This is a genomic window from Algibacter luteus (genome assembly GCF_030344935.1).
Lineage (GTDB): Bacteria > Bacteroidota > Bacteroidia > Flavobacteriales > Flavobacteriaceae > Arenitalea > Arenitalea lutea.
This window is the reverse complement of the sequence record NZ_CP128313.1, coordinates 649,307-672,053: the sequence shown is the minus strand read 5'-3', so window position 1 is coordinate 672,053 and position 22,747 is coordinate 649,307. Positions and strand designations below refer to the sequence as shown.

Below are 22,747 nucleotides of genomic sequence, written 5' to 3'. Positions count from 1 at the left end.
AATTTAGCGGCTTCTTTTATTTCCATGTTACTGTTTCCATAATACGTTTAATATCCTTTTGCAAATAATTGGCGGCGGGTAAAATAGAATCGTAATTTGGTTTGGCATAAAAATATAACGAACCTGTTAAAAAATGATTTAGGCTATCTGTGACGTAAAACTGAGCAGGAGAAGCAACATTCCCTTTAACTTCAGATAACATACCATACACCATTCTTTCTTTATCTTCATAAGGGTAGGCTGGAATTTCATCCGCTTTTTTAGTATGCTCTAAAGTAAATTTTTGTGCATCTCTTAAAAAATCCCTTAGGTTCTTTTCGTCCTTGTTAATAGCCTTGTAGGTTAAAAATATAGTGCCTTTTAATGCTGGGTACTCTAAATTCACACCGTAACTCTCTGTGGGTGCTTCAAGTTCTTTTAAAGTGATTTTTTGGGCTAACAGGTTTTTATCGAAAGTAAAAGGCAATTTTAAATCTGCATCAACATATTTTGCATTAGGGTATTCCAGTCGCAATTGTGCTTTTGGTTTAGGCACATAATCTTCACCACAAGACCAAAACATAATAACACCAAACAATGAAAAAACTGTATATAATTTAATGTTATTTGTTATTAATTGCATGTGTTTTTCTTCTTATAAAATGAATTAGGTAATGGTAAATTTAACAAGCTTAATTCGTTTTTTATCCATAGCTTCAATAGTAAAAACGTAATTTTTAAATTTTATTTTACTATTCAGCTTTGGAAAACTTCCTGAAATTTCTAGAACAAAACCTGCTACGGTCTCAGCTTCACCTTTAGAATCTTCAAAAACAGTATCGTCTTCAATCTTAATAATTTTGTAAAAGTCTTTTAAAGCCGTTTTACCTTCAAATACATAATTGTTCTCGTCTAATTTAGAATAGGTTAAATCTTCATCATCAAATTCATCACTTATATCACCTACAATTTCTTCAATGATATCTTCTAAAGAAATTAACCCAGAAGTTCCTCCATACTCATCTACCACAACTGCTAAATGCACTTTCTTCTCTTGAAATTCAGACATTAAATCGTCTAACTTTTTATTTTCTGGAACGAAAAACGGTTCGCGAAGTAAGGTTGTCCAATCAAACTGTTTTCTATCGATAAAAGGCAACAAATCTTTTACATAAAGTATACCCTCAATAGTATCAATATTTTCCCGATATACTGGTATTCTTGAATAACCATTCTCAATAATTACAGGCATTATTTCAAGATATTTCTGTTCTACATTTAAAGCAAAAATATCAATACGGGGGCGCATAACTTGCTTGGTATCGGTGTTTCCAAATGATACAATACCTTGTAAAATTTTGTGCTCTTCTTTAGTGGTATCATCTTCACTTGTAAGTTCTAAAGCTTGAGACAATTGATCTACACTCAAATTAGATTTTTGTTTACCTAGTTTATTATGAATTCCAATGGTAACACCTCGCATAGGCAAGCTTATTGGAGACAGAAACACATCCAGAACCTTCAGAGGATATGCCATAAACGTAGCGAATTTTAAATTGTTTCTGCTTGCATAAATTTTAGGCAAGATTTCGCCAAACAACAAAATTAAGAACGTAACAACTACAACTTCAACTACAAATTTTATTTGAGGGTTTTTTAGGCTTCCAAACATTAAATCGCCTAAAAAAGCAAACAGTATTACTATGGCTATATTGATGAAGTTATTGGCCACTAATATTGTTGCCAATAATTTTTTTGGACGCTCTAAGAGCTGCAAAATAATTTCAATGCGTTTAGATTTTTTTTCTAAATCGGTTTCCACGTCACTTCTAACAAGTGAAAAAAGTGCGACTTCGGCACCCGAAATAAGCGCTGAACAAACTAAAAGCAAAACTAATAATGCAAAACTAATAACAACCGAAAAATCAATTGCTTCTATAATTAGTATAATACTCGCGGGGTCAGGATCCAATTACTACAGGTTTAATTAAACATAGACTATTGTAAGCTATAGGGCAAAATCTAGAAAGGTAAATCATCATTATCTTCTCCAATAGGTTCAATACTTGACTGAGCATTAAATTCTGGCTTATTAGCAACTGGTTTGTTTGGCGCATTAGTTTCACTTTCCTTTTTTGTAGATAGGAAAGTAAAATCGTTACATTGAATTTCTGTTGAATACCTGTCATTCCCTTTATCATCTGTCCATTTTCTGGTTTTCAATCGCCCTTCTATATAAACTTTATCGCCTTTACTCAAGTATTTTTCGCAAATCTCTGCAGCTTTATTTCTTACTACTATATTATGCCATTCGGTATTTGTAATACGCTCGTTAGTTTGCTTGCTAACGTAAGTTTCATTGGTTGCTAAAGGAAAACGACCTACACAACCTCCTCCTTCAAAATAATGCATTTTAACTTCATCGCCTAAATGCCCAATAAGCATTACTTTATTTAATGTACCCGACATAATTTTTACGTTTTTAATAAGATGGCAAAAGTAACTAATTGCCCTTCATTTTTTTAAAATTAATAAAAAAATATGATTGTTGGTATTAAACCTCTAGAAATTAAATGATTCTATAAAATTTCCTATTAAGGTTGGAACCGCAAACTTTCTAATTTTATTTGTTGCAATTGCATCTTTTGGAAGGGTCTTCAAATTGATAATCCAGAATTTAGTATGTAAATGCTGATGTGATAATTTATGAATAATTACATCTTCATTATATTCTGACCAAGTATAAGTTCTGTTTTCTATAAGTTTATGCCTACTAATTATGTCTTTAATCTCAGATGATTGTAAATTATGCTTCGTTTCAATTAATGGAAATTGATATAAATTTTGCCAAATCCCCTTACCTTCTCGTTTTTCCAATACTGTTTTTCCATCTTCAGATAAAAACACTAAATAATTATAATGTTTAATTTGAGCTTTGGCCATTCTAATTTTCACAGGCAAGGCTTCAATTCGGTTTTCATTAAAAGCTATACAGCTTTCTTGAAATGGGCAGATTTTACAATCAGGGTTTTTGGGTTTACATTGGGTTGCTCCAAACTCCATTATGGCTTGATTGAATTCGGCAGGTTGTTCTTTATCAATAAGCTCTTGAGCCAAAGCCTTAAACTCTTTTGCTCCTTTTGTTGAATTAATAGGTGTGTCTATACCAAAATAGCGCGATAATACTCTGTAAACATTTCCATCTACCACTGCCGTTTCCTCATTAAAGCATATAGATGCAATGGCACTTGCCGTATAATCACCAACACCTTTAAGCTTTAATAAATCTTTATAATTATCAGGAAACAGGCCATTTAAAGTATCTACAACATAATTAGCGGCGGTATGTAAGTTTCTGGCTCTAGAGTAATACCCTAACCCTTGCCAAAGTTTGAGCACTTCACTTTCATCGGCTTTAGCCAAATCAAAAACAGTTGGAAATTCACTAACAAAAGCTTCATAATATGGTAAACCTTGTTTTACTTGTGTTTGTTGTAAAATGATTTCTGATAACCATATATAATAAGGATTCTTGGTTTCGCGCCAAGGCAAACTTCGTTTATTAATTGAATACCAGTGTGTTAAGGTTTTATTGAATATCATGAATCTATTTAAACGAAGAAACAAAAATAAACCTTTATAATATTTAATTTTAGTGAATTAGGTTTGAAATATTGAATATTTAATTCCTATATTTGCATCCCTTTTAGAATTTATAATAACACAAAAAATAATATATTAAAATGACGAAGGCTGATTTAGTAGCAAAAATTTCCGAGAAATTAGGAATAGAAAAAGGAGATGTTCAAGCAACGGTTGAAACATTTATGGAAGAAGTAAAAACTTCATTAGAAAGTGGTGATAACGTATACCTTAGAGGTTTTGGAAGCTTTATAATTAAAACAAGAGCTGAAAAAACAGGTAGAAATATTTCTAAGAATACAACTATCAAAATTCCTGCTCATAATATCCCTGCATTTAAGCCTGCAAAAGTATTTGTAGAAGGCGTTAAAACAAATGTAGACGTTAAATAAAAAACATTAATCGAATTATTAATTTAAAAAGACACTATTTATGCCAAGTGGTAAAAAACGTAAAAGACATAAGGTAGCGACGCATAAACGTAAAAAACGTAGACGCGCTAACCGTCACAAAAAGAAAAAATAAATCATAAAAGTAGTTAGATTAGCTACTTTTTTTGATTTTAAAAACAACAAGTTCTTTGAAATGAGTTCAATAATTTTTTAGCACCATTTTTGGTGTATTTTGAACTCCACGGATATTAAAAATCCTGTGATAAAAAATAATGTATAATCCATCTGTATAATTTGGTTAATAGTTACTAGGTATTAGTTGCTAGTTGTTATTCAATAAAATTTCAACTCTAATCTTCTTACTTTCAAACTTATAACTAAAGTGTATGGATAAAAATTAACTTAATGGATAAAGAATTGATCATTAGATCTAGTTCCGACAATGTTGATTTTGCCTTATTAAAAGATGGAAAACTTATTGAATTACAGAAAGATGAAGATAGTAACGACTTTGCTGTTGGTGATGTGTTTATAGCCAAAATAAGAAAAGCCGTTCCTGGACTAAATGCTGCATTTGTTAATGTAGGTTATGAGAAAGATGCATTTTTGCATTATCATGATTTAGGGCCAAAACTACCTTCACTTTTAAAATTCACAAAACGTGTAAGCACAGGTAAACTAAAAGATTTTTCTTTAAAAAATTTCCCATTTGAAAAAGATATTGAGAAAGACGGTAAAATTACCGACGCCTTAAAATCTAATCAATCGCTATTAGTACAAATAGTAAAAGAACCTATTTCTACAAAAGGCCCTAGAATAAGCTCAGAGCTTTCTATTGCCGGTAGATATATTGTTTTAGTTCCTTTTTCTAGTCGTATTTCTATTTCTCAAAAAATAGAAGACAAAGAAGAAAAAGACCGATTAAAACGATTAGTAAAGAGTATTACTCCACAAGGTTTTGGAGTTATTGTACGTACCGTAGCACAAGGCAAAAAAGTAGCCGAACTAGATAGAGACTTACAAAATTTGCTTAGTCGTTGGACGGCAATGTGTAAAAAGCTAAACAAAGCGCATCACCCAAGTAAAGTATTAGGAGAAATGAATAAAGCCTCATCAATATTACGAGACATATTCAACGACACCTTTACGGGAATTACTGTGGATGATGAAGAGCTTTACTATCAAATTAAAGATTACGTGCAAGAAATTGCGCCAAAAAAAGAATCTATAGTGAAATTGTATCAGTCTAAAATTCCAATTTTTGAAAAATTCGGGATAGAAAGACAAATTAAAACCTCGTTTGGTAAAACTGTTTCAATGGCAAAAGGAGCTTATTTGGTAATTGAACATACTGAAGCCCTACATGTTATTGATGTAAACAGCGGAAACCGTTCTAACAAAGCCAACAACCAAGAGGATACAGCATTAGAAGTAAATTTAATAGCAGCTACCGAAATGGCTCGCCAATTGCGCTTACGCGATATGGGTGGCATCATTGTGGTAGATTTTATAGATATGACCAATGCTGAAAACAGGCAAAAACTCTTTAATCACCTCCGTGACGAAATGAAGGATGATAGAGCAAAACACAAAATTTTGCCACCAAGTAAATTTGGTTTGATACAAATAACTAGACAGCGTGTTCGCCCTGAAATGAACATTAAAACTCGAGAGGAAAATCCCGACGAGATTATTAATGGCTCTGAGGTTGAAGCACCAATAGGAATCGTGCAAAAAATAAATCACGACCTTGAAAAACTTATTAAAAAAGACTATAAAAAGCTGACTTTAAACACACATCCTTTTATAGCAGCCTTTTTAACTAAAGGTATTCCATCTGTGCGTTCTAAATGGTTTTTAGAACACAAAAAATGGGTAAAAATTTTACCAAGAGATGCTTACACATATTTAGAATATCATTTTTTCGATAAAGATGGTAATCAAATTAAATAATTAAAAAAACCCGCAACTTTTAAGTTAGCGGGTTTTTTATTTTTATAAAGTTTTACTTTAATTATTTGAGCGTTACCCTAAAAGGGTCGGGCTATACGTTGCAAGTCCTCGCTCCTCCTCCGTCGGGCTGCGGGCTTTTCACTACTATCCCTAACGCACTTTATCATTCAATCTTAAAATCAGAACAATAATTAAAACTCCAAATCTGCTACTATATCAAATTCATCGTAAATAGCTTTGTCTTTTAATCCATCAAAAAAACTAGACGAGCCATATCTAACATCAAATTTAGATCTATCAATTTTTAACGCAGCATTGGCTTTGTTACCGTAAACCGATAAATCAAAGCTTACAGGCTCAGTTATATTTTTTATTGTAATATTTCCCGATACTTCATACGAGTTTTTACCTGAAGATTTCACTTCTGTAAGAACTAACTTTGCTGTTGGAAAATTTTCTACTCCAAAAAAGTCGGCAGATTTTAAATGACCATCTAACTTGCCTTTGTATTCGCCCTCTAAATCTGTACTGCTAATTGTGGTCATATCTATAGTGAATTCTCCACCAATTAATTGATCAGCATTAAAATTAAGAAACCCAGATTTTATGGCAATTGTTCCTTCATGAGATCCGGTAACCTTGTAGCCTTTCCAAACAACCTTACTGTTTTCTATTTTTATTTCTTTCTTACCTTCGTTAAGAGTCGTAAAAGAAAATGCCATAAATGCCATAACAAAAACTGCAATAGTTCTAAATAAATTTTTCATTTTTTCGTATTATTTAATTGTTTTTAAAATTCTGAAACAAAATTCTGAAATTTAGAACTATCAAAAAATGAACTAGTATATAAAATTATGTTAATCTAGTTTAACTTTTATTCCTTTTGAACTAACTGGCTCTTTATTTTACTAAAAAACTCTTTGGTTATGCCCAAATAAGAAGCAATTAGATATTGAGGCACTCGTTTATCTATTTTAGGGTAAGTATTTTTAAATATTAAATAGCGCTCCTTAGCATCTAAACTAAAATTTCTAATTATGCGTTTTTGTGAAGCTACGAACGCGCGTTCAATAATTTTTCTAAACAAGCGTTCTAACTTCGGAATTTGAACGTATAATTCCTCTAGATTTTCATAGCTAAATTGAATTAATTGTGTGTTTTCTAGACATTGCACATTAAAATCGGCTGGTGCCTGAGTAATAAAACTACCCAAATCTGACGCCCACCAATCTTCAACCGAAAACATTACGACATGCTCATTACCTTCTAAATCTATGTAAAATGTTTTTGTGCAACCAGAAATAATAAAATTTGCGCTTTTACAAACATCCCCTTGCTGAACTATATATTGGTTTTTGAGGTAATTACGAACCACAACTTTAGTCATTAGAAATTTTTCTTCTTCTGATGTTAAGCTTATATATGGCTTAATATATTCTAAAAATCGATTATGATTCATTTGTTCAAGGTTTTACTCACACTAAAGATATTATAAATATCTATTCCGAGTTAAAAACAATTAATTTACAAACACGCATTTAAGGTGCTGGATTTGGTAATTCCTGATGCACCGTATTTATTTGAGATAACAACTCTCCACTTAAGTTTACATTTACACTTCCAATATTTTCTTTAAGTTGTTCCAAATTAGTAGCTCCAATAATCGTACTGGTTACAAAAGGTTGCTGGTTTACAAAAGCCAAACTCATTTGAGCTAAGGTCAAATTATTTTCTTCAGCAATCTTTAAGTATCGCTTTGCCGCCGCTGTTGCTTGTTCACTGCTATATCTCGCAAACCGAGGAAACAATTTAAGTCTAGCATTTTCTTCTGCGTTTCCAGTAATATATTTACCAGATAACACCCCGAATGCCATTGGTGAATAGGCTAATAAACCAACGTTTTCTCTGAGCGCAACTTCGGCTAAATCGGTTTCAAAAGTTCGAGTTAGTAATGAATATGCATTTTGAATGGTTTTAACCCGTGGTAAACTATGACTTTTTGATTCCTGCAAGTAGCGCATGGTTCCCCAAGCATTTTCGTTTGATATCCCAATATGTCGAATACGTCCTGTTACTATCTCTTTATCCAAGCTGTGAAGAATTTCGTTGAAATTGTCCTCCCATTTAGTGTCGAGTTTAAAACTTCGAACACCAAATCTGTTGGTATCACGTTCCGGCCAATGGAGTTGGTATAAATCGATATAATCAGTTTGAAGTCTTTTTAACTCCAAATCGATTGCTTCTTTTATAGCGTTTGGACTGAAACCGGTAGTTCGAATATGAGCTGTATAATCACCACTTCCAGCGATTTTTGAAGCGATAACTACTTGATCTCTTTTTCCAGATTTTTTTAACCAGGTCCCAATAATTTTACTCGTCCGCCCACTCATTTCTGCAGTGGCGGGTACGGGATATAATTCGGCAGTATCAATGAAATTGATTCCTTGATCTGTAGCGTAATCTAGTTGTGCATGCCCTTCAGCTTCGGTGTTTTGGTTTCCCCAGGTCATTGATCCTAGGCATATTTTACTAACTTTTATATCGGTTTTTGGAATTTTTGTGTATTTCATTTATCACTTTTTTCTTAAGAATTGCTAAGATAAAAAACCTAATAACGCTTTTTGACCCGAAAAGCTTAAATCTGTGTTAAGACAAAAATACCTTTAAAAGCCATTAGGCTTTTAAAGGTATTTTTGTCTGTTAGGGCTTGCGACATCGTTTAATCCCCGATGAAAATCGGGAGACTGCCAAAGGCCCGACCCTTGGGTAACCTGCCTGCTGGCAGACAGGCCCCCATAATTTGCTACTCTTCGCTTAACAACTTAGAAAGCTCGTCTAATTTTGGTGTTAAGATAACTTCTATACGTCTATTTTTTGCTTTCCCTTCTGGAGAGTTATTTGAGGCCACCGGGGCGAACTCACCACGTCCTGCCGCCGTTAAGTTTTCGGGGTTGATGTTTTTATTTTCTCTCAAAATATTAACGATGGCTGTGGCGCGTTTCGTTGACAAATCCCAATTGCTAGTCATAATTCCGTTACCTTTGTATGGAACATTATCTGTATGCCCTTCAATTAAAACGGCTATATCGGGGTTGTCTCCAAGCACATTACCCAGTTGTTTTACGGCTCTAGTTCCTTCGACACCAACGGCCCAACTTCCGGAGCTAAAAAGTAGTTTGTTTTCCATAGAAACGTAAACTTTACCATCACGTTGTTCTACGGTTAAGCCTTTGCCTTCAAAATCGGTTAAAGCCCTAGAAATAGCGTTTTTAAGCGCTGTCATTGCCGCATCTTTTGATGCTATAACTTGTTCTAATTCTGCCACACGGTTTGAACGATTTTCTAATTCTTTTTTAAGTTTTTCCAATCTTGCATTTTCGGCTGCTAATGCCTGTTCTTTAGCTTCAAGTTGAGCTAACAATTCTCTGTTTTTTTGAGAATTCGCTGCAATAGCTGCAGAACTGTTTTTTTCTAAAGCTGCGTAAGAGGCTTTTAAATTATCGTAGTTAGATTTTGTTGCATTGTAATCGGCCTGTAGTTTGTCTCGTTGTGCAACAGCTTCATCATAAGCGGATTGCAATTGCTTTAGTTCGTTTTCAGCTGCCGTTTTAGCACTTAAAAGTGCCTCATTATTTGTGGATAATTTTCTATTTTCCTTCTTCAAATCAGCATACTTTGCTTCAAGTTCTTTATAAACTTTTGGTGAAACACATGATGCTAAAACTACTAATGCAATTACTGCAAATACGCTTTTTTTAATCATTTTGTTTGGGTTTGATTTATTCGTTAATCTTTATTTCTCAATTTCAACTAGAATCGGACAATGGTCGCTATGCACTGCTTCTGTGAGTATAACGGCTCTTTTGATGTTTTCTTGTAATGGTTCTGAAACCATGGCATAATCTAATCGCCACCCTTTATTATTGGCTCTGGCATTAGCACGATAACTCCACCAGCTATATTGCTGTAATTCAGGGTTTAAAAATCTAAATGAATCTATAAAACCGCTGTCGATAAACTTTCCAATCCATTCGCGCTCTTCTGGCAAAAATCCTGATACGCCTTTCATTTTTGGGTTATGAATATCAATTTCTTCATGACAAATGTTATAATCGCCACAAATAACCAGATTAGGCACTTCTTTTTTAAGATTGTTTATATAATCTTGAAACATATCCATATACTCCAACTTATGGCTTAATCGTGCATCATTTGTTCCAGACGGCAAATACAAACTCATTACTGAAAATCCATTAAAATCGGCACGCAAGTTTCTGCCTTCAAAATCCATAGACTCAATACCTGTACCAAATTCAATATGCTTTGGTTCCGATTTACTTAAAATAGCAACACCACTATAGCCTTTTTTTTGTGCGCTAAACCAATAATTGTGTTGATACCCAGCTTCTTCAAAAAGACTTAAATCTAATTGATCTTCTTGGGCTTTTATTTCTTGCAAACAAATAACATCTGGATTTGCAGCCTTTAACCAATCTATAAATCCTTTATTGATGGCTGCACGAATACCGTTAACGTTGTATGATATGATTTTCATTACTATATTTTTTTGTTATCCTTAATTAGTAAGAGACAATTCACTTTTAAAAAAACATTGTTTTAGCTAAAATAAATAATGCGTTACTTTTACACTATTAATTGGAACACGAGTTTTAACGAAGCTATTAACAAAATATTTTAAACGTTTTGTAGTTTAAGTATCTGATGAAGTTTTTTATAGTTATACTTTTAAGTTTGATTGGGTATTGTGGGTTTTCTCAAACACCAAATGCTAACTATAAAACTATAAAATTGGCTGTAAAAGATACTATTGCTATTGATAGCGTTAGTATCAACTCCAATTGGTTCTCTGTAACTAAAAAAGACCTGTCTTTAATCGATTCAACCTATTACCAAGTTGATTTTGCCAAAGCTATTTTGAAGTTTAAAAAAGCAATTGAAACCGATTCTGTTATAATAAATTATTTAAAGTTCCCTGAGTTTTTAACCAAAACTTACAAGCAACTAGATGAAAATATTATAGTTGAAAATGATAATGCCAACAAGACGCTTTATAAACTTTCACAATCAAACACCAACCGAGAATTTGTTCCATTTGATGGGTTAACAACTTCAGGAAGCATTTCCAGAGGTGTTACTGTAGGCAATAATCAAAATTCTGTATTAAATAGCGAATTAGATCTTCAAATTACAGGAAAATTAAACGACAAAGTATCTTTAAGAGCTTCTATACAAGATGCTAATATCCCTTTACAAGAAAGCGGCTATAGCCAACGATTGGATGAATTTGATCAAGTTTTTATTGAATTATTTAGCGACCAATGGAACGTTCGTGCAGGTGATATCGATTTGGTAAACGCTAATTCTTACTTTGCTAGTTTTTCTAAACGGGTACAAGGATTAAATTTTAATTTGATTTTGGGTAATGAGGAGAAACAAACCCAATTGTTTGCAGCTGGTGCTCTAGTAAGAGGTCAATTTACAACCAGCCAATTTGTTGCACAAGAAGGTAATCAAGGACCTTATAAATTGCAAGGGCCAAATGGCGAGTTGTTTGTGCTAATTGTTTCAGGTAGTGAAACGGTTTATGTTAATGGCATTCCTGTAGCACGTGGCGAAGACCAAGATTATATTATTGATTATAATGCAGGAGAAATCATATTTAACTCCACCTACCCAATCACTTCTGAAATGCGAATTACAGTTGATTATCAATTTAGCGACCGAAACTATTCCCGATTTGTAGCCTATGGTGGTGGAAATTATTCAAGTGAAAAAATGAATATCGGAGTTTCGGTCTATTCTGAAAATGATGCTAAAAACCAACCACTACAACAAAACTTATCTGAAGAACAAATTGAAATACTAGCAAATGCGGGTGACGATAAATCGCAAATGGTAGCACCATCTGAAACCAGAGATGAACAAAACGACAACAGAATATTGTACAAAAAAGAACTCATAAATGGAGAGGAAGCTTTCGTGTTTTCCAACAGTCCTGATGACGAATTGTATCGCGTAACTTTTAGTTTTGTTGGCGAAAATCAAGGTGATTATACATTAAGCAATATCAATGCAATAAATAATATTTATGAATATGTTGGGTTAAATCAAGGCAATTATGCGCCAGTTGTTCAACTTGTGGCGCCTACTAAATTGCAAATTGTTGTTTTAAACGGAAGTTATAAACCATCTGATAAAACAAACATGAGCTTCGAAGCTTCTGGAAGCAAAAACGATTTAAACCTATTTTCAAGCGCTGATGACAACAATAACGACGGGTTTGCTGGAAAAGTTAACATCAATCAAATTTTGGTAAAAAAAGATAGTCTATGGAATTTAGACGGTTATTTTAATACTGATATAATTAGTGCAGATTATAGAAACATTGAAGGTCTATATAATCCTGAATTTAATCGAGATTGGAATTTAGACCAAGTCAACATTAATGGGATAGGGCTTAATTTAGGCAATCAAGTATTGCTAAACTCTGGTTTTAGGATGTTTCATCATAAAAAAGGAAGTGTCAACTACCAATTTGAACATTTAAATTTTTCTGATGGTTTTAATGGAAATAGACATATAGCGAATGCCAATTTGCAATTAAACAATTTTAATATTCTTTCAACTTCAAGTTTTTTAAATGCAGATTCTAATATTAATACCTCTACTTTTTTAAGGTCGTTTAATCGCATTACATATAGTATGAAGAAAAGTTGGATTGGTACTCGCATAGCTATTGAAAACAATGAACAACGCAATAATTCAACACAAGAACTTACAGAATTGAGCCAGAAATTTAAATCCTACGAACTGTTTTTTGGTGTAGGCGATAGCACTAAAATATTTACCGAAATAGGCTATAAAAACCGAGTAAACGACAGTATAAGAAATAATGAATTACAAAAAGTAAACACGTCAAATACCTTTTATTTGGATTCAAGACTGGTTCAAAATAAAAACACAAACTTATCGCTGTATGCTAATTACAGAACCCTAAAAAACACCGACAAAGCTCTAGCAGATGAAAACTCGATTAACTCCAGATTTCGATTTAATCAAAAGTTATTTAAACAAATTATACAATGGAATACCATATTCGAGACTAACTCTGGAAGATTACCTCAACAAGATTTTACTTATGTAGAAGTTGAAGCAGGACAAGGTACTTATACATGGAACGATTATAATGCAAACGGTATTCAAGAGCTTGAAGAGTTTGAAATTGCACAATTTCAAGACCAAGGTCGATACATTCGAGTACTTTTGCCAAATCAAGTTTATATAAAAACACATCAAAATAGGCTCAGTCAAACCTTAACCATAAATCCGTCGCAATGGTCGGTTTCAGATAAAAAATCAGAAAAATTTTGGTCGCACTTTTACAATCAAACCAGTTATTTAATCGACAGAAAAATAAAGCGTGAGGGCAGTAAATTCAACCTCAACCCTTTTAACAATAGTGAAAATGACCAACTTGGTTTACAGTTAAATTTTAGAAACGTACTATTTTACAATCGCGGCAAACAACATTATACAACTTCGTATACTTTTCTAGATAACGTTACTAGAAGTGTGCTATCCGTTGGGTTTATTGAAAATAGTTTAAAAAGTCATCAAATAAATTTCAACCATAAAATATCGGGCAATTGGCTTATAAACATGCTTTCTGCTTTTGATAACAATGAAAGTATAAGTGAAAATTTCACTAGTAAAAATTACAATTTTGATGAAGCTAGATTCAACCCTAAACTCTCCTATTTATTTAATGATAATTCAAGCTTTGATGTGTTTTATCAGTTTGCAAAAAAAGACAATACCATAGGCGATATGGAAAGCTTAAAGCAACAAAATTACGGCATATCCTTTACCTTAGGAAGCAGCCAAAATAGCGCTTTAAATGGGGAAATAAACTATTTTTCTAATGATTATAACGGAAACCCAAACACACCTGTGGCCTATCAAATTTTAGAAGGGTTACAACCAGGAAAAAACTTTACTTGGAGTTTATTAGCACAGAAAAAACTAACCAAATTTTTAGATTTAAATCTAAGTTACTTTGGTCGAAAAACTGAAACCAGCAGAACGATTCATTCCGGCACCATTCAGTTAAAAGCCTACTTTTAAAGGTTAGATTGGTCTACTTTTTTAAATACTTCAATAATAGTTTTTACAGCTTCTAAGTAAAATTCTGGATGGATGTTCTCAAACGTATCTGAAGGTTCATGATAATCTTTATGGTCTTCAACACCGAAATACAAAAAAGGAATACCCTGTTTATGGAAATTAGCATGATCTGAAGCGTAAGTCCAATTGTCCAATCCATCATAACCGTCATGCCCTGTTAGCAACTTGATGTTGCAAGAGTAATTAAAATTCGACATTAAATACTTTAGCTTTTTATTTTCTGAAGTTCCTGCCACATAGAGCTCGTTCTTATCGCTTCGGCTTATCATATCCATATTCAAATTAATAAGCAAATCTTCATAGGGAATTTTAGTGTTTTTTACAAAATATTTAGACCCTTGGAGCCCTAGTTCTTCACTATCAAAAGCCGCTAAAATAACCGAATGCTGTGGTGGATTTTTTTTGAAATATTCTGCAAACGCAAACAATGCGCTTAACCCTGAAGCATTATCATCGGCACCGTGATATATCTTTCCATTCTTTATGCCTTCATGGTCATAATGCGCACTAATAACAATATATTTCTTTGGAAATTTTGTGCCTTCAACTAGCCCCAATACGTTAACACCTTCATAGTTTTTTTTCTTAACGAAGAAAAACGGTTCTTCGAAGGACTTGCCTAATGGTTTAACCTGTAGCGCATGAAACTGATTTATAATATACTTTCGGGCTTTAACAGCGCCTTTGGTTCCAGTTCTTCGTCCTTCAAATGCTTGAGACGATAGAGATTTAACATGTTTAAGCAGCTCTATTTCATCAAACAGAGTGCATTGTTTTGTTTCTGTTTGAGCTAATAAAATAGCCGGAAAACTAATGAAACAAAATGTAATTAGTAAAAGTATTTTACGCATAAAAATTCTTAGAGAATAAATATAATTAAATTATTTAACACCCTTTACAAATAACAAAACCCATACCAACAAGTTGATATGGGTTTAATTTTATTAGAAAACACAACTATTTTACAGCTGCTTTCATTAATTCTCGATTCAAACGAGCAATGTTATCTAATGAAATACCTTTTGGGCATTCAATTTCACAGGCACCTGTATTTGTACAGTTTCCGAATCCTTCCAAATCCATTTGCGCCACCATATTTTGAACACGGTCGGCAGCTTCAACTTGCCCTTGAGGCAATAAAGCGTATTGAGATACTTTAGCGCCCACAAATAACATTGCAGAAGAGTTTTTACAAGTAGCAACACAGGCTCCACAACCAATACAAGTGGCAGCATCCATTGCTTCATCTGCATCATGCTTTGAAATAGGAATAGCGTTAGCATCTTGTGTATTACCAGATGTATTTACAGAAATATAACCTCCAGCTTGTTGTATACGCTCGAATGATGTTCTGTCAACCACTAAATCCTTTATAACAGGAAATGCGGCTGCTCTAAATGGTTCGATAATAATGGTATCTCCATCCTTAAACATTCTCATGTGTAATTGGCAGGTTGTTACGCCTCTATCTGGACCATGAGCTTCCCCATTAATGTACATAGAACACATACCGCAAATACCTTCACGACAGTCATGATCAAAGGCTACTGGATCATCGCCAGAACCTACCAACTGTTCATTCAAAACATCCATCATTTCAAGGAAAGACATATGCTCAGAAATATCAGTTACTTTATAATCGACCATTTGCCCTTTTGCACTTGAGTCTTTTTGTCTCCAAATTTTAAGTGTTAAATTCATAGCGTCTTTTTTATTTGTAACTTCTTTCTTTTACTTCAATATTTTCATAAACTAGTTCTTCCTTGTGAAGCTTAGCTTCACTAGGTTCACCTACATATTCCCAAGCAGAAACAAACTGAAATTCTTTCATTCTTTTTGCTTCACCTTCTTCTGTTTGGTATTCTTCTCTAAAATGTCCTCCGGCAGATTCTTCTCTAACAAGCGCATCTTTAGCAAACAGTTCGCCTAACTCTAAGAAATCTGCAACGCGTCCTGCTTTTTCTAATTCAGGATTCATTTCATTTGCATGACCTGTTACCTTAACATCTTTCCAGAATTCTTCACGAATTTCTTTTATTTCTTTAATGGCTTCTTTTAAACCTTTTTCGTTTCTTGACATACCACATTTATCCCACATCACCTTACCTAGTTTCTTGTGAAAGTAGTCAACCGATTTTGATCCTTTATTAGAGATAAAGAAGTCTATTTTATCTTTTACTTCTTTTTCAGCCTCTTCAAACTCTTTAGTATCAGTAGATATTTTTCCTGTACGAATGTCATCAGCTAAATAATCTCCAATGGTATAAGGCAGAACAAAATAACCATCTGCTAAACCTTGCATTAAAGCAGACGCTCCTAATCTGTTTGCACCATGATCTGAGAAGTTTGCTTCCCCAATACAGTACAATCCTGGAACAGTAGTCATTAAATTATAATCAACCCAAACACCTCCCATAGTATAATGTACCGCTGGGTAAATCATCATTGGTGTTTTGTATGGATTTTGATCTACAATTTTCTCATACATTTGAAATAGGTTTCCGTATTTAGCTTCAACTATAGCTTTACCTAAATCATAAATTTTTTCTTTTGAAGGATTTGAAATATTATGAATTTTAGCTTGCTCAATTCCGTAACGCTGGATAGCATCTGCGAAATCTAAATAAACAGCTTCACCAGTTGCGTTAACACCGAATCCAGCATCACAACGTTCTTTTGCTGCTCTTGAAGCCACATCACGAGGTACCAAGTTTCCAAAGGCTGGATAACGACGCTCTAAGTAGTAATCTCTTTCATCTTCAGATAAATCCGTTGGTTTTTTCTTGCCCTCTCTGATAGCTTTAGCATCTTCTAACTTTGCAGGTACCCAAATACGTCCGTCGTTACGCAATGATTCAGACATCAACGTTAATTTAGACTGATAATCTCCTGAACGCGGAATACATGTCGGGTGAATTTGAGTGTAACAAGGATTCGCAAAATACGCTCCTTTTTTATGTATTTTCCAAGCTGCAGTAACATTACTTCCCATAGCATTTGTTGATAAGAAATATACGTTACCATAACCTCCTGTTGCAACTACCACGGCATGTGCTGAATGGCGCTCAATTTCGCCAGTTATTAAATTTCTAGCTATAATACCTCTCGCTTTTCCATCAACTTTAACAACGTCTAGCATTTCATGACGGTTGAACATTTCAATCTTTCCACGTGCTATTTGACGATTCATTGCTGAATATGCACCAAGTAATAATTGTTGGCCGGTTTGGCCTTTTGCATAAAATGTTCTTGATACTAAAACGCCACCAAACGAACGGTTATCTAATAATCCGCCGTAATCTCTAGCAAAAGGAACACCTTGAGCCACACATTGGTCGATAATATTGGTAGACACTTCAGCTAAACGATAAACGTTAGCTTCACGAGAACGATAATCGCCACCTTTTACTGTATCATAAAATAATCTATATGTTGAATCACCATCACCTTGATAGTTCTTAGCAGCATTAATTCCACCTTGAGCAGCAATTGAATGTGCTCTTCTTGGAGAATCTTGATAAGCAAATGCTTTAACATTATATCCTAATTCCGCTAAGGTTGCAGCTGCAGAACCTCCTGCTAAACCAGTTCCTACAACAATAATATCGATATGACGTTTGTTAGCTGGATTTACTAGGTTAATGTGATTTTTATAATCTGTCCATTTATCTTGAATTGGACCCTTTGGTACTTTTGAATCTAAAGCCATACTATTTCAGATTAATGGTTAAAATGATGATAAAGTGCAATAAAAATAAATCCTAAAGGAATTATTATTGAATAGGCTTTTCCTATATTTTGAAGTGTTTTCTTTCTTCCTGCTGTTGCTCCCATAGATTGGAAAGCAGAAGTAAACCCATGTAGCAAGTGCAATGCCAAAAACACAAAGGCTAGCACATAAGCACCTACCCTAATTGGACTTACAAATTTATGTGTCAATTCTTCGTAATAACGAAAACCTTCAACTCCTTCAATTGTTCCTGACCAATCCCCTTTTATGAATTTTGTATTGATTTCAGGAAACCAAAAATCTATAAAGTGTAGCACAATAAATGCCAGTATTGCAACACCGCTATAAATCATGTTTCTACTCATCCAAGTTGAATTTGCAGCTCCATTGTTTTTTACATAAGCTACGTTTCTAGCTTTTTTATTTTTAATTTCAAGCACAAAGCCCATTACAAAATGAAATACAACACCAAAAATTAAAACCGGTTGTAATGCAAATTGAATCAACGGATTTGTTCCCATAAAATGAGAAACTTCGTTGAAAAGATCAGGATTTAAAACTGATAAAATGTTAATTGCAAAATGCTGTAGTAAGAAAAACATGAGGAAGAATGCCGAAAGTGCCATAGCTACTTTTCTCCCAACTGAAGATTTAAAAAATCCGCCCATATTTGTTAAGTTAGTTATTTATTACAAATGTAGGTTAGGAACATGTTTTAGCCAAATAAGAGCGCATAGTTTTTGCTATTTAGAATCGTTTTAAAAAACTCGTTATAAAACACAAAAAGACACCCAATTTAACGAGTGCCTTTTTACTTGAATACAACCTAAAATTCTATTCTAAAACTATCTTTTTTGTAATAAAAGCCGCATCTGAATAAATATTTAAAAAATATACGCCATAGGCGATGTTGCTTAAATCAATTTCGTTTCTTTTTGATGATTCTTCTAAATGGTAGCTTGAAATTAATCTACCGTTAACATCATACAAATTTGCGCCCTCAATCATAGCACGACCATCGGTATTAATATACAATGGGCCTTTAGTAGGGTTTGGATATAGACTAATACCTTCATTCAAAATATCTTCTTCCACCCCTAGCGCACAGCCTCCCGAATAATCGGTCATTAATTGTGCATCACAAACTGAAACACTCGTGCTTCTATCTTGAATCATGGAAGCCAGCGTAATATTATCACTGCTTAAAGCCCGTAACGATTCGCCTCTTGCAATGGCATAATGCATGACATTATTTGTATTAATGATATGATCTAATTGACGACAATGCCCTAACTCATGCAGTGCAACGCTTTCAAAATCAAATTCTGTTGCTCCGGGTGTTTCTGTTAAAAAATTCCAATCGGCTTCATCATCAAATACGATATCGAATTCTCTTATATACCATTCCAAAGAAGGCACCCCATTAATCACAACATCGCAGGCCGAATAATAAGAAGTTCTAAGCCCAAGAACGGTGTCTGGCAAATCTTCGTTAGGAACTGTACTCGTGCTACTATCAAAGGTAATGGTGTTTTTATCATCTAAAACAGCCTTGTGTTGTGCACCTGCTTCAGTAACCAAATCTGTTTCATTTAACAACCAGTTTATTTCAGTCTCGCATCTCCATGTATCCAATGCTTTTTTGAATGTTTCTTTGGCCTCAGGAACTTGAGCAAACTCAGAAGACATTTGCCAGGTATAACCTCCGCTTCCATTACCATTAACCAATTGCGTTGGGTATGCCACGTAAACACCAGAATTTAAATGATCTGTTATGATGTTGGCTTGCGCATAAGTAATTGTTAAGTTGTTATTAGAGGTCATAGCAGTTCCATCATTATGAATAACTTTTACTTTTCCTGTTCCGGCTTCAGAAGGCACTTCAACTGTAATTAAAGTATCTGTCCAAGTTAAAATCTGCGTTTCTAAAGCATTAACAAAACTTGCTCCGGCATTATCGGCATTATAAAAACTCACGGTACCTTTAGTTGTTCCAAAGTTTGTGCCTGTAATAGTTAAAACCGATTGAGTTCCTGCTGATGTTTCAGTAGGTGAAAAGCTTACAATGGCTAGTTGCGTACTAGTAGCATTTTTTTCTAATGTATTTTGTGCTTCGAAGCTTGCCAATTCGACATAATCAGTATTCGTGAAATTTTTAATTTCCTGATAAAAGTTACTTACAATTCCCTTTTTAGAATTAAAGGAATTCGTGACTATATCATTTTCAATACTATACTTGTAAAACCCTTGTAAAGACCCAAATGGCTTATATTTTTTATTAGTTGTTAAGGTTTTAGATGCCATATCCGAATCATTTTCATATAAAGTAAAAACACCAACATCACCTGCTTTTAATTTTAAACTAGGATTTACAATTTGCGCATCGTAGCCTACAACACCTCCAGCAGTAATAAGTTCAATAGTACTAAAAGCTTCTCCTTTAAAAACTTTATAAACTTCAATAGTATTAATTGTAAATATGTTTTCATGATTTGTATCCCAACTCGATTGTTTTGAGAGCACCTTACCCTCAATGACTAAAGATGATTTTTCAATTTGTTTTTCTAAGGATACTTCTTTGAGCATTATTTGAGCAAACATGGCTTTTGAAGTTAATAAAACACATAGTAGGTTAAGTAGGTTTCTTTTTCTCATTTTTTAATTTTTTTTTAATTAGTGAATAAATAATAGCAACAAGGGGGTAGTTGATATGAAATTTATTTACGGGCAGAAATTGGGTCTAGACTATCTGTAAATGTTAAAATCGATGAAGTGCTTTTTAATGAATTACTTTTAGTACAAATGGTGAAAAATTAACGTGTTTAATCCTACTTTAAGAATTAGGACAAAAAAAAAGAGGCTTTCAAAAATATATTTGAAAGCCTCCATTGCAAGTTTATTTTTATACTATTCTAAGACCAGTTTTTTGGTTAGAAAAGCATTATCACCATGAATTATAACAAAGTACACACCCTTGGAGGCATCAATCATGTTAATTCTTTTAGTTTTTGAAGCGTCTGAAACATCAATATCTTTTACTAATCTGCCACTTACATCGAAAATAGCAACCCGCTCAATTTTTGAGGAGGACGAATTTTCTATAAAAAACTCTTGTTTAGCTGGGTTTGGATATAATGTAATGCTCGTTTTTTTACTATTTTCTTCAACACTTAAGTTACACGATCCTGCATAATCTGTCATAAGTGGACGATCTGGTAAGCCACAAATCTTATTTGTTGAACTTTGAGAATGCACCTCATTCCCAGCTGCAATACTATTGGTATCCAAAACAATATTAGACGAGTTATTAGGAATTGAATAATGCATAACGTTGCTTGTATTTATAACATGCCCTAATTGATGGCCATGTCCTAATTCATGCAATGCTACGGTTTCAAAATCATACTCTCCAGAATCGAAAACTTCGCCACTTGCACCAAAATACCAACTGGTTCCACTATCAAAAACAATATCTAAATCTGTAACATACCATACAATTTCACCAGTACATACACGACCACTCAAACCTGAATAACAAGTGCCTAAAACACCAGCTTCTAATTCTGCATCATTATCAAATCTAATGACATTTGTAATAGTAGAAATATCATCAACAACAGTTGCAGAGGCGCTAACCTCCCAATTTACTTTTGTTTCACATCGCCAATTGTTAAAGGCTCTCATAAATGCATCTTTTGCACCAGGCAATTCTGTATCGTCAAAGAAATCGGTAAACATTTCCCAAGTATATCCACCGGTAAACCCATCGGGTAAATCGTCATTATCACCATAATGTTGTGTTCTATTGGATTCATCGCCAGAACCTATATCACCAATACCGTTTAGAAGCGCATAACTCACTGTTAGCGTGGTGGCGGATGTGCTACTAGCACTAGCCGCATCTGTAACTCGAATGGCACCAGTTCCAGCAAAACTTGGAACTTGTACGGTTATTTGGGTATCTGTCCAAGTTAATATATCATTATCTAAAGCATCTAAAAAAGTTGCACCACCATCATCTGCATCTCTAAACCCAACTTTGCCTTGGGTAGCGCCAAATCCGTTACCATTAATCGTTAATACCGATTGTGTCCCAGCCGTAATCGTTGTTGGCGTAAATGATATATCAGCAGGAGGTAATAAACTATTTTTTTGGTTAAGACTTTTTTGTTCTAAAGCCACATCAAACGGAGTCAATGTTATATAATTTTTATTGGTAATCCTTTGTATTTCTTTGTAAAAAGATTGTTGAATTCCTTTTCTTTGACTAAAGGTATTTATAGCCTTATCAGATTGTAAATCGTATTTGTAAAAGCCTTGAACTGAGCTATATGTTTTGTATTGATTAAGTTGTGTTTTATTGTTTAATCCTACATTCACATTACTATCATATAAATTAAAAACACCTACATTTCCAATTCTTAGTTTTAAAGCATGCGACACTAAAATAGCTTCTAAACCTACAGTACCACCTTGTGTTAAAACTTCAACAGTTTCGATAGTTTCGCCTTTGAATACTTTGTACACTTCAACCGTATTCGCTGTATAAATTAATTTATGGTCTGCATCCCAAAAAGTCCTTTGAGAAATAACTTTTCCCTCGATAACTAAACTAGAATTTTCAACCTGTTCTTTTAACGATATTTCTCTCAAAGAAACTTGAGCAGCTACAGTAAAAAAACAAGAGAAAAGTGTTAATACTACAAGTGTGAATTTTATTGGTAATTTTACATACATAGTTTTATAAATTGAAATAAAAAAAGAAGAGGGGTTTATCAAATATAGGAAAATATCATTTAAGATTTATTAAGTTTTATTACATTTAAAATTCCTAATATAGAATACA

General features: G+C 33.6%; 18 protein-coding genes. 3 read left to right on the top strand and 15 right to left on the bottom strand.

Annotation, left to right across the window (positions count from 1 at the left end; translation table 11 throughout):
- Nucleotides 1-16: 16 nt before the first annotated feature.
- From gldD to mutY, 4 genes are all read right to left on the bottom strand, one after another.
- Nucleotides 17-622, bottom strand: a complete 606-nt coding sequence (gene gldD / locus O5O44_RS02800) for a gliding motility lipoprotein GldD (RefSeq protein ID WP_289195645.1) — start codon at nucleotides 620-622, stop codon at nucleotides 17-19.
- Between the two features lie 24 nt (nucleotides 623-646).
- Complete coding sequence (locus O5O44_RS02795) at nucleotides 647-1,951, bottom strand: gliding motility-associated protein GldE (RefSeq protein ID WP_289195644.1); 1,305 nt, start codon at nucleotides 1,949-1,951, stop codon at nucleotides 647-649.
- Nucleotides 1,952-2,001: 50 nt separating this feature from the next.
- On the bottom strand, nucleotides 2,002-2,448 hold the full coding sequence (locus tag O5O44_RS02790; RefSeq protein WP_289195643.1) for a single-stranded DNA-binding protein: 447 nt from the start codon (nucleotides 2,446-2,448) through the stop codon (nucleotides 2,002-2,004).
- A gap of 93 nt (nucleotides 2,449-2,541) precedes the next feature.
- Entirely contained in the window at nucleotides 2,542-3,582 is a 1,041-nt protein-coding gene (mutY, locus tag O5O44_RS02785) for an A/G-specific adenine glycosylase (RefSeq protein ID WP_289195642.1), read from the bottom strand.
- A gap of 140 nt (nucleotides 3,583-3,722) precedes the next feature.
- Between mutY and O5O44_RS02780 the strand changes: the two genes are divergently transcribed.
- Both O5O44_RS02780 and O5O44_RS02775 read left to right on the top strand, forming a co-directional pair.
- Nucleotides 3,723-4,013 (top strand): HU family DNA-binding protein, encoded by a 291-nt coding sequence (locus O5O44_RS02780; protein ID WP_019386001.1) that lies wholly within the window; start codon nucleotides 3,723-3,725, stop codon nucleotides 4,011-4,013.
- A gap of 405 nt (nucleotides 4,014-4,418) precedes the next feature.
- Nucleotides 4,419-5,966 (top strand): Rne/Rng family ribonuclease, encoded by a 1,548-nt coding sequence (locus O5O44_RS02775; RefSeq protein ID WP_019386000.1) that lies wholly within the window; start codon nucleotides 4,419-4,421, stop codon nucleotides 5,964-5,966.
- A 191-nt stretch (nucleotides 5,967-6,157) separates the two neighbouring features.
- On the opposite strand, the gene O5O44_RS02770 is transcribed toward O5O44_RS02775, so the two are convergent.
- The 5 genes from O5O44_RS02770 to O5O44_RS02750 form a co-directional block, all read right to left on the bottom strand.
- Complete coding sequence (locus tag O5O44_RS02770; protein ID WP_019385998.1) at nucleotides 6,158-6,733, bottom strand: YceI family protein; 576 nt, start codon at nucleotides 6,731-6,733, stop codon at nucleotides 6,158-6,160.
- Nucleotides 6,734-6,840: 107 nt separating this feature from the next.
- Nucleotides 6,841-7,425: a Crp/Fnr family transcriptional regulator gene (locus tag O5O44_RS02765; RefSeq protein ID WP_019385997.1), complete on the bottom strand. Its 585-nt coding sequence runs from the start codon at nucleotides 7,423-7,425 to the stop codon at nucleotides 6,841-6,843.
- A 79-nt stretch (nucleotides 7,426-7,504) separates the two neighbouring features.
- Nucleotides 7,505-8,536: an aldo/keto reductase gene (locus tag O5O44_RS02760; RefSeq protein ID WP_289195641.1), complete on the bottom strand. Its 1,032-nt coding sequence runs from the start codon at nucleotides 8,534-8,536 to the stop codon at nucleotides 7,505-7,507.
- Nucleotides 8,537-8,769: 233 nt separating this feature from the next.
- Nucleotides 8,770-9,729, bottom strand: coding sequence for an OmpA family protein (locus O5O44_RS02755; protein ID WP_019385995.1), 960 nt, complete (start codon nucleotides 9,727-9,729; stop codon nucleotides 8,770-8,772).
- 30 nt (nucleotides 9,730-9,759) lie between these two features.
- Nucleotides 9,760-10,521, bottom strand: coding sequence for an exodeoxyribonuclease III (locus O5O44_RS02750; protein ID WP_289195640.1), 762 nt, complete (start codon nucleotides 10,519-10,521; stop codon nucleotides 9,760-9,762).
- A 167-nt stretch (nucleotides 10,522-10,688) separates the two neighbouring features.
- Between O5O44_RS02750 and O5O44_RS02745 the strand changes: the two genes are divergently transcribed.
- Entirely contained in the window at nucleotides 10,689-14,111 is a 3,423-nt protein-coding gene (locus O5O44_RS02745; RefSeq protein ID WP_289195639.1) for a DUF8818 domain-containing protein, read from the top strand.
- Here the strand turns inward: O5O44_RS02745 and O5O44_RS02740 are convergent.
- The 6 genes from O5O44_RS02740 to O5O44_RS02715 form a co-directional block, all read right to left on the bottom strand.
- Complete coding sequence (locus tag O5O44_RS02740; protein WP_289195638.1) at nucleotides 14,108-15,022, bottom strand: M28 family peptidase; 915 nt, start codon at nucleotides 15,020-15,022, stop codon at nucleotides 14,108-14,110. The two genes, O5O44_RS02745 and O5O44_RS02740, sit on opposite strands and share 4 nt — an antisense overlap.
- Before the next feature lie 106 nt (nucleotides 15,023-15,128).
- Nucleotides 15,129-15,872: a succinate dehydrogenase/fumarate reductase iron-sulfur subunit gene (locus O5O44_RS02735; protein ID WP_289195637.1), complete on the bottom strand. Its 744-nt coding sequence runs from the start codon at nucleotides 15,870-15,872 to the stop codon at nucleotides 15,129-15,131.
- Between the two features lie 10 nt (nucleotides 15,873-15,882).
- Nucleotides 15,883-17,880, bottom strand: coding sequence for a fumarate reductase/succinate dehydrogenase flavoprotein subunit (locus O5O44_RS02730; RefSeq protein ID WP_019385990.1), 1,998 nt, complete (start codon nucleotides 17,878-17,880; stop codon nucleotides 15,883-15,885).
- 11 nt (nucleotides 17,881-17,891) lie between these two features.
- Nucleotides 17,892-18,569 (bottom strand): succinate dehydrogenase cytochrome b subunit, encoded by a 678-nt coding sequence (locus tag O5O44_RS02725; RefSeq protein WP_289195636.1) that lies wholly within the window; start codon nucleotides 18,567-18,569, stop codon nucleotides 17,892-17,894.
- 166 nt (nucleotides 18,570-18,735) lie between these two features.
- A complete protein-coding gene (locus tag O5O44_RS02720) occupies nucleotides 18,736-20,556 on the bottom strand; it encodes a T9SS type A sorting domain-containing protein (RefSeq protein WP_289195635.1) in 1,821 nt (606 codons plus the stop codon).
- 252 nt (nucleotides 20,557-20,808) lie between these two features.
- Nucleotides 20,809-22,638, bottom strand: a complete 1,830-nt coding sequence (locus O5O44_RS02715) for a T9SS type A sorting domain-containing protein (protein WP_289195634.1) — start codon at nucleotides 22,636-22,638, stop codon at nucleotides 20,809-20,811.
- Nucleotides 22,639-22,747 lie beyond the last annotated feature (109 nt).

Bases quoted from the DNA above. Each gene is read 5' to 3' on its own strand.
- O5O44_RS02725 (WP_289195636.1), bottom strand. From the start codon at position 18,569: ATGGGCGGATTTTTTAAATCTTCAGTTGGGAGAAAAGTAGCTATGGCA.
- O5O44_RS02745 (WP_289195639.1), top strand. From the start codon at position 10,689: ATGAAGTTTTTTATAGTTATACTTTTAAGTTTGATTGGGTATTGTGGG.
- O5O44_RS02735 (WP_289195637.1), bottom strand. From the start codon at position 15,872: ATGAATTTAACACTTAAAATTTGGAGACAAAAAGACTCAAGTGCAAAA.
- O5O44_RS02720 (WP_289195635.1), bottom strand. From the start codon at position 20,556: ATGAGAAAAAGAAACCTACTTAACCTACTATGTGTTTTATTAACTTCA.
- O5O44_RS02715 (WP_289195634.1), bottom strand. From the start codon at position 22,638: ATGTATGTAAAATTACCAATAAAATTCACACTTGTAGTATTAACACTT.
- O5O44_RS02730 (WP_019385990.1), bottom strand. From the start codon at position 17,880: ATGGCTTTAGATTCAAAAGTACCAAAGGGTCCAATTCAAGATAAATGG.
- O5O44_RS02755 (WP_019385995.1), bottom strand. From the start codon at position 9,729: ATGATTAAAAAAAGCGTATTTGCAGTAATTGCATTAGTAGTTTTAGCA.
- O5O44_RS02750 (WP_289195640.1), bottom strand. From the start codon at position 10,521: ATGAAAATCATATCATACAACGTTAACGGTATTCGTGCAGCCATCAAT.
- O5O44_RS02765 (WP_019385997.1), bottom strand. From the start codon at position 7,425: ATGAATCATAATCGATTTTTAGAATATATTAAGCCATATATAAGCTTA.
- mutY (WP_289195642.1), bottom strand. From the start codon at position 3,582: ATGATATTCAATAAAACCTTAACACACTGGTATTCAATTAATAAACGA.
- O5O44_RS02770 (WP_019385998.1), bottom strand. From the start codon at position 6,733: ATGAAAAATTTATTTAGAACTATTGCAGTTTTTGTTATGGCATTTATG.
- O5O44_RS02790 (WP_289195643.1), bottom strand. From the start codon at position 2,448: ATGTCGGGTACATTAAATAAAGTAATGCTTATTGGGCATTTAGGCGAT.
- gldD (WP_289195645.1), bottom strand. From the start codon at position 622: ATGCAATTAATAACAAATAACATTAAATTATATACAGTTTTTTCATTG.
- O5O44_RS02760 (WP_289195641.1), bottom strand. From the start codon at position 8,536: ATGAAATACACAAAAATTCCAAAAACCGATATAAAAGTTAGTAAAATA.
- O5O44_RS02740 (WP_289195638.1), bottom strand. From the start codon at position 15,022: ATGCGTAAAATACTTTTACTAATTACATTTTGTTTCATTAGTTTTCCG.
- O5O44_RS02780 (WP_019386001.1), top strand. From the start codon at position 3,723: ATGACGAAGGCTGATTTAGTAGCAAAAATTTCCGAGAAATTAGGAATA.
- O5O44_RS02775 (WP_019386000.1), top strand. From the start codon at position 4,419: ATGGATAAAGAATTGATCATTAGATCTAGTTCCGACAATGTTGATTTT.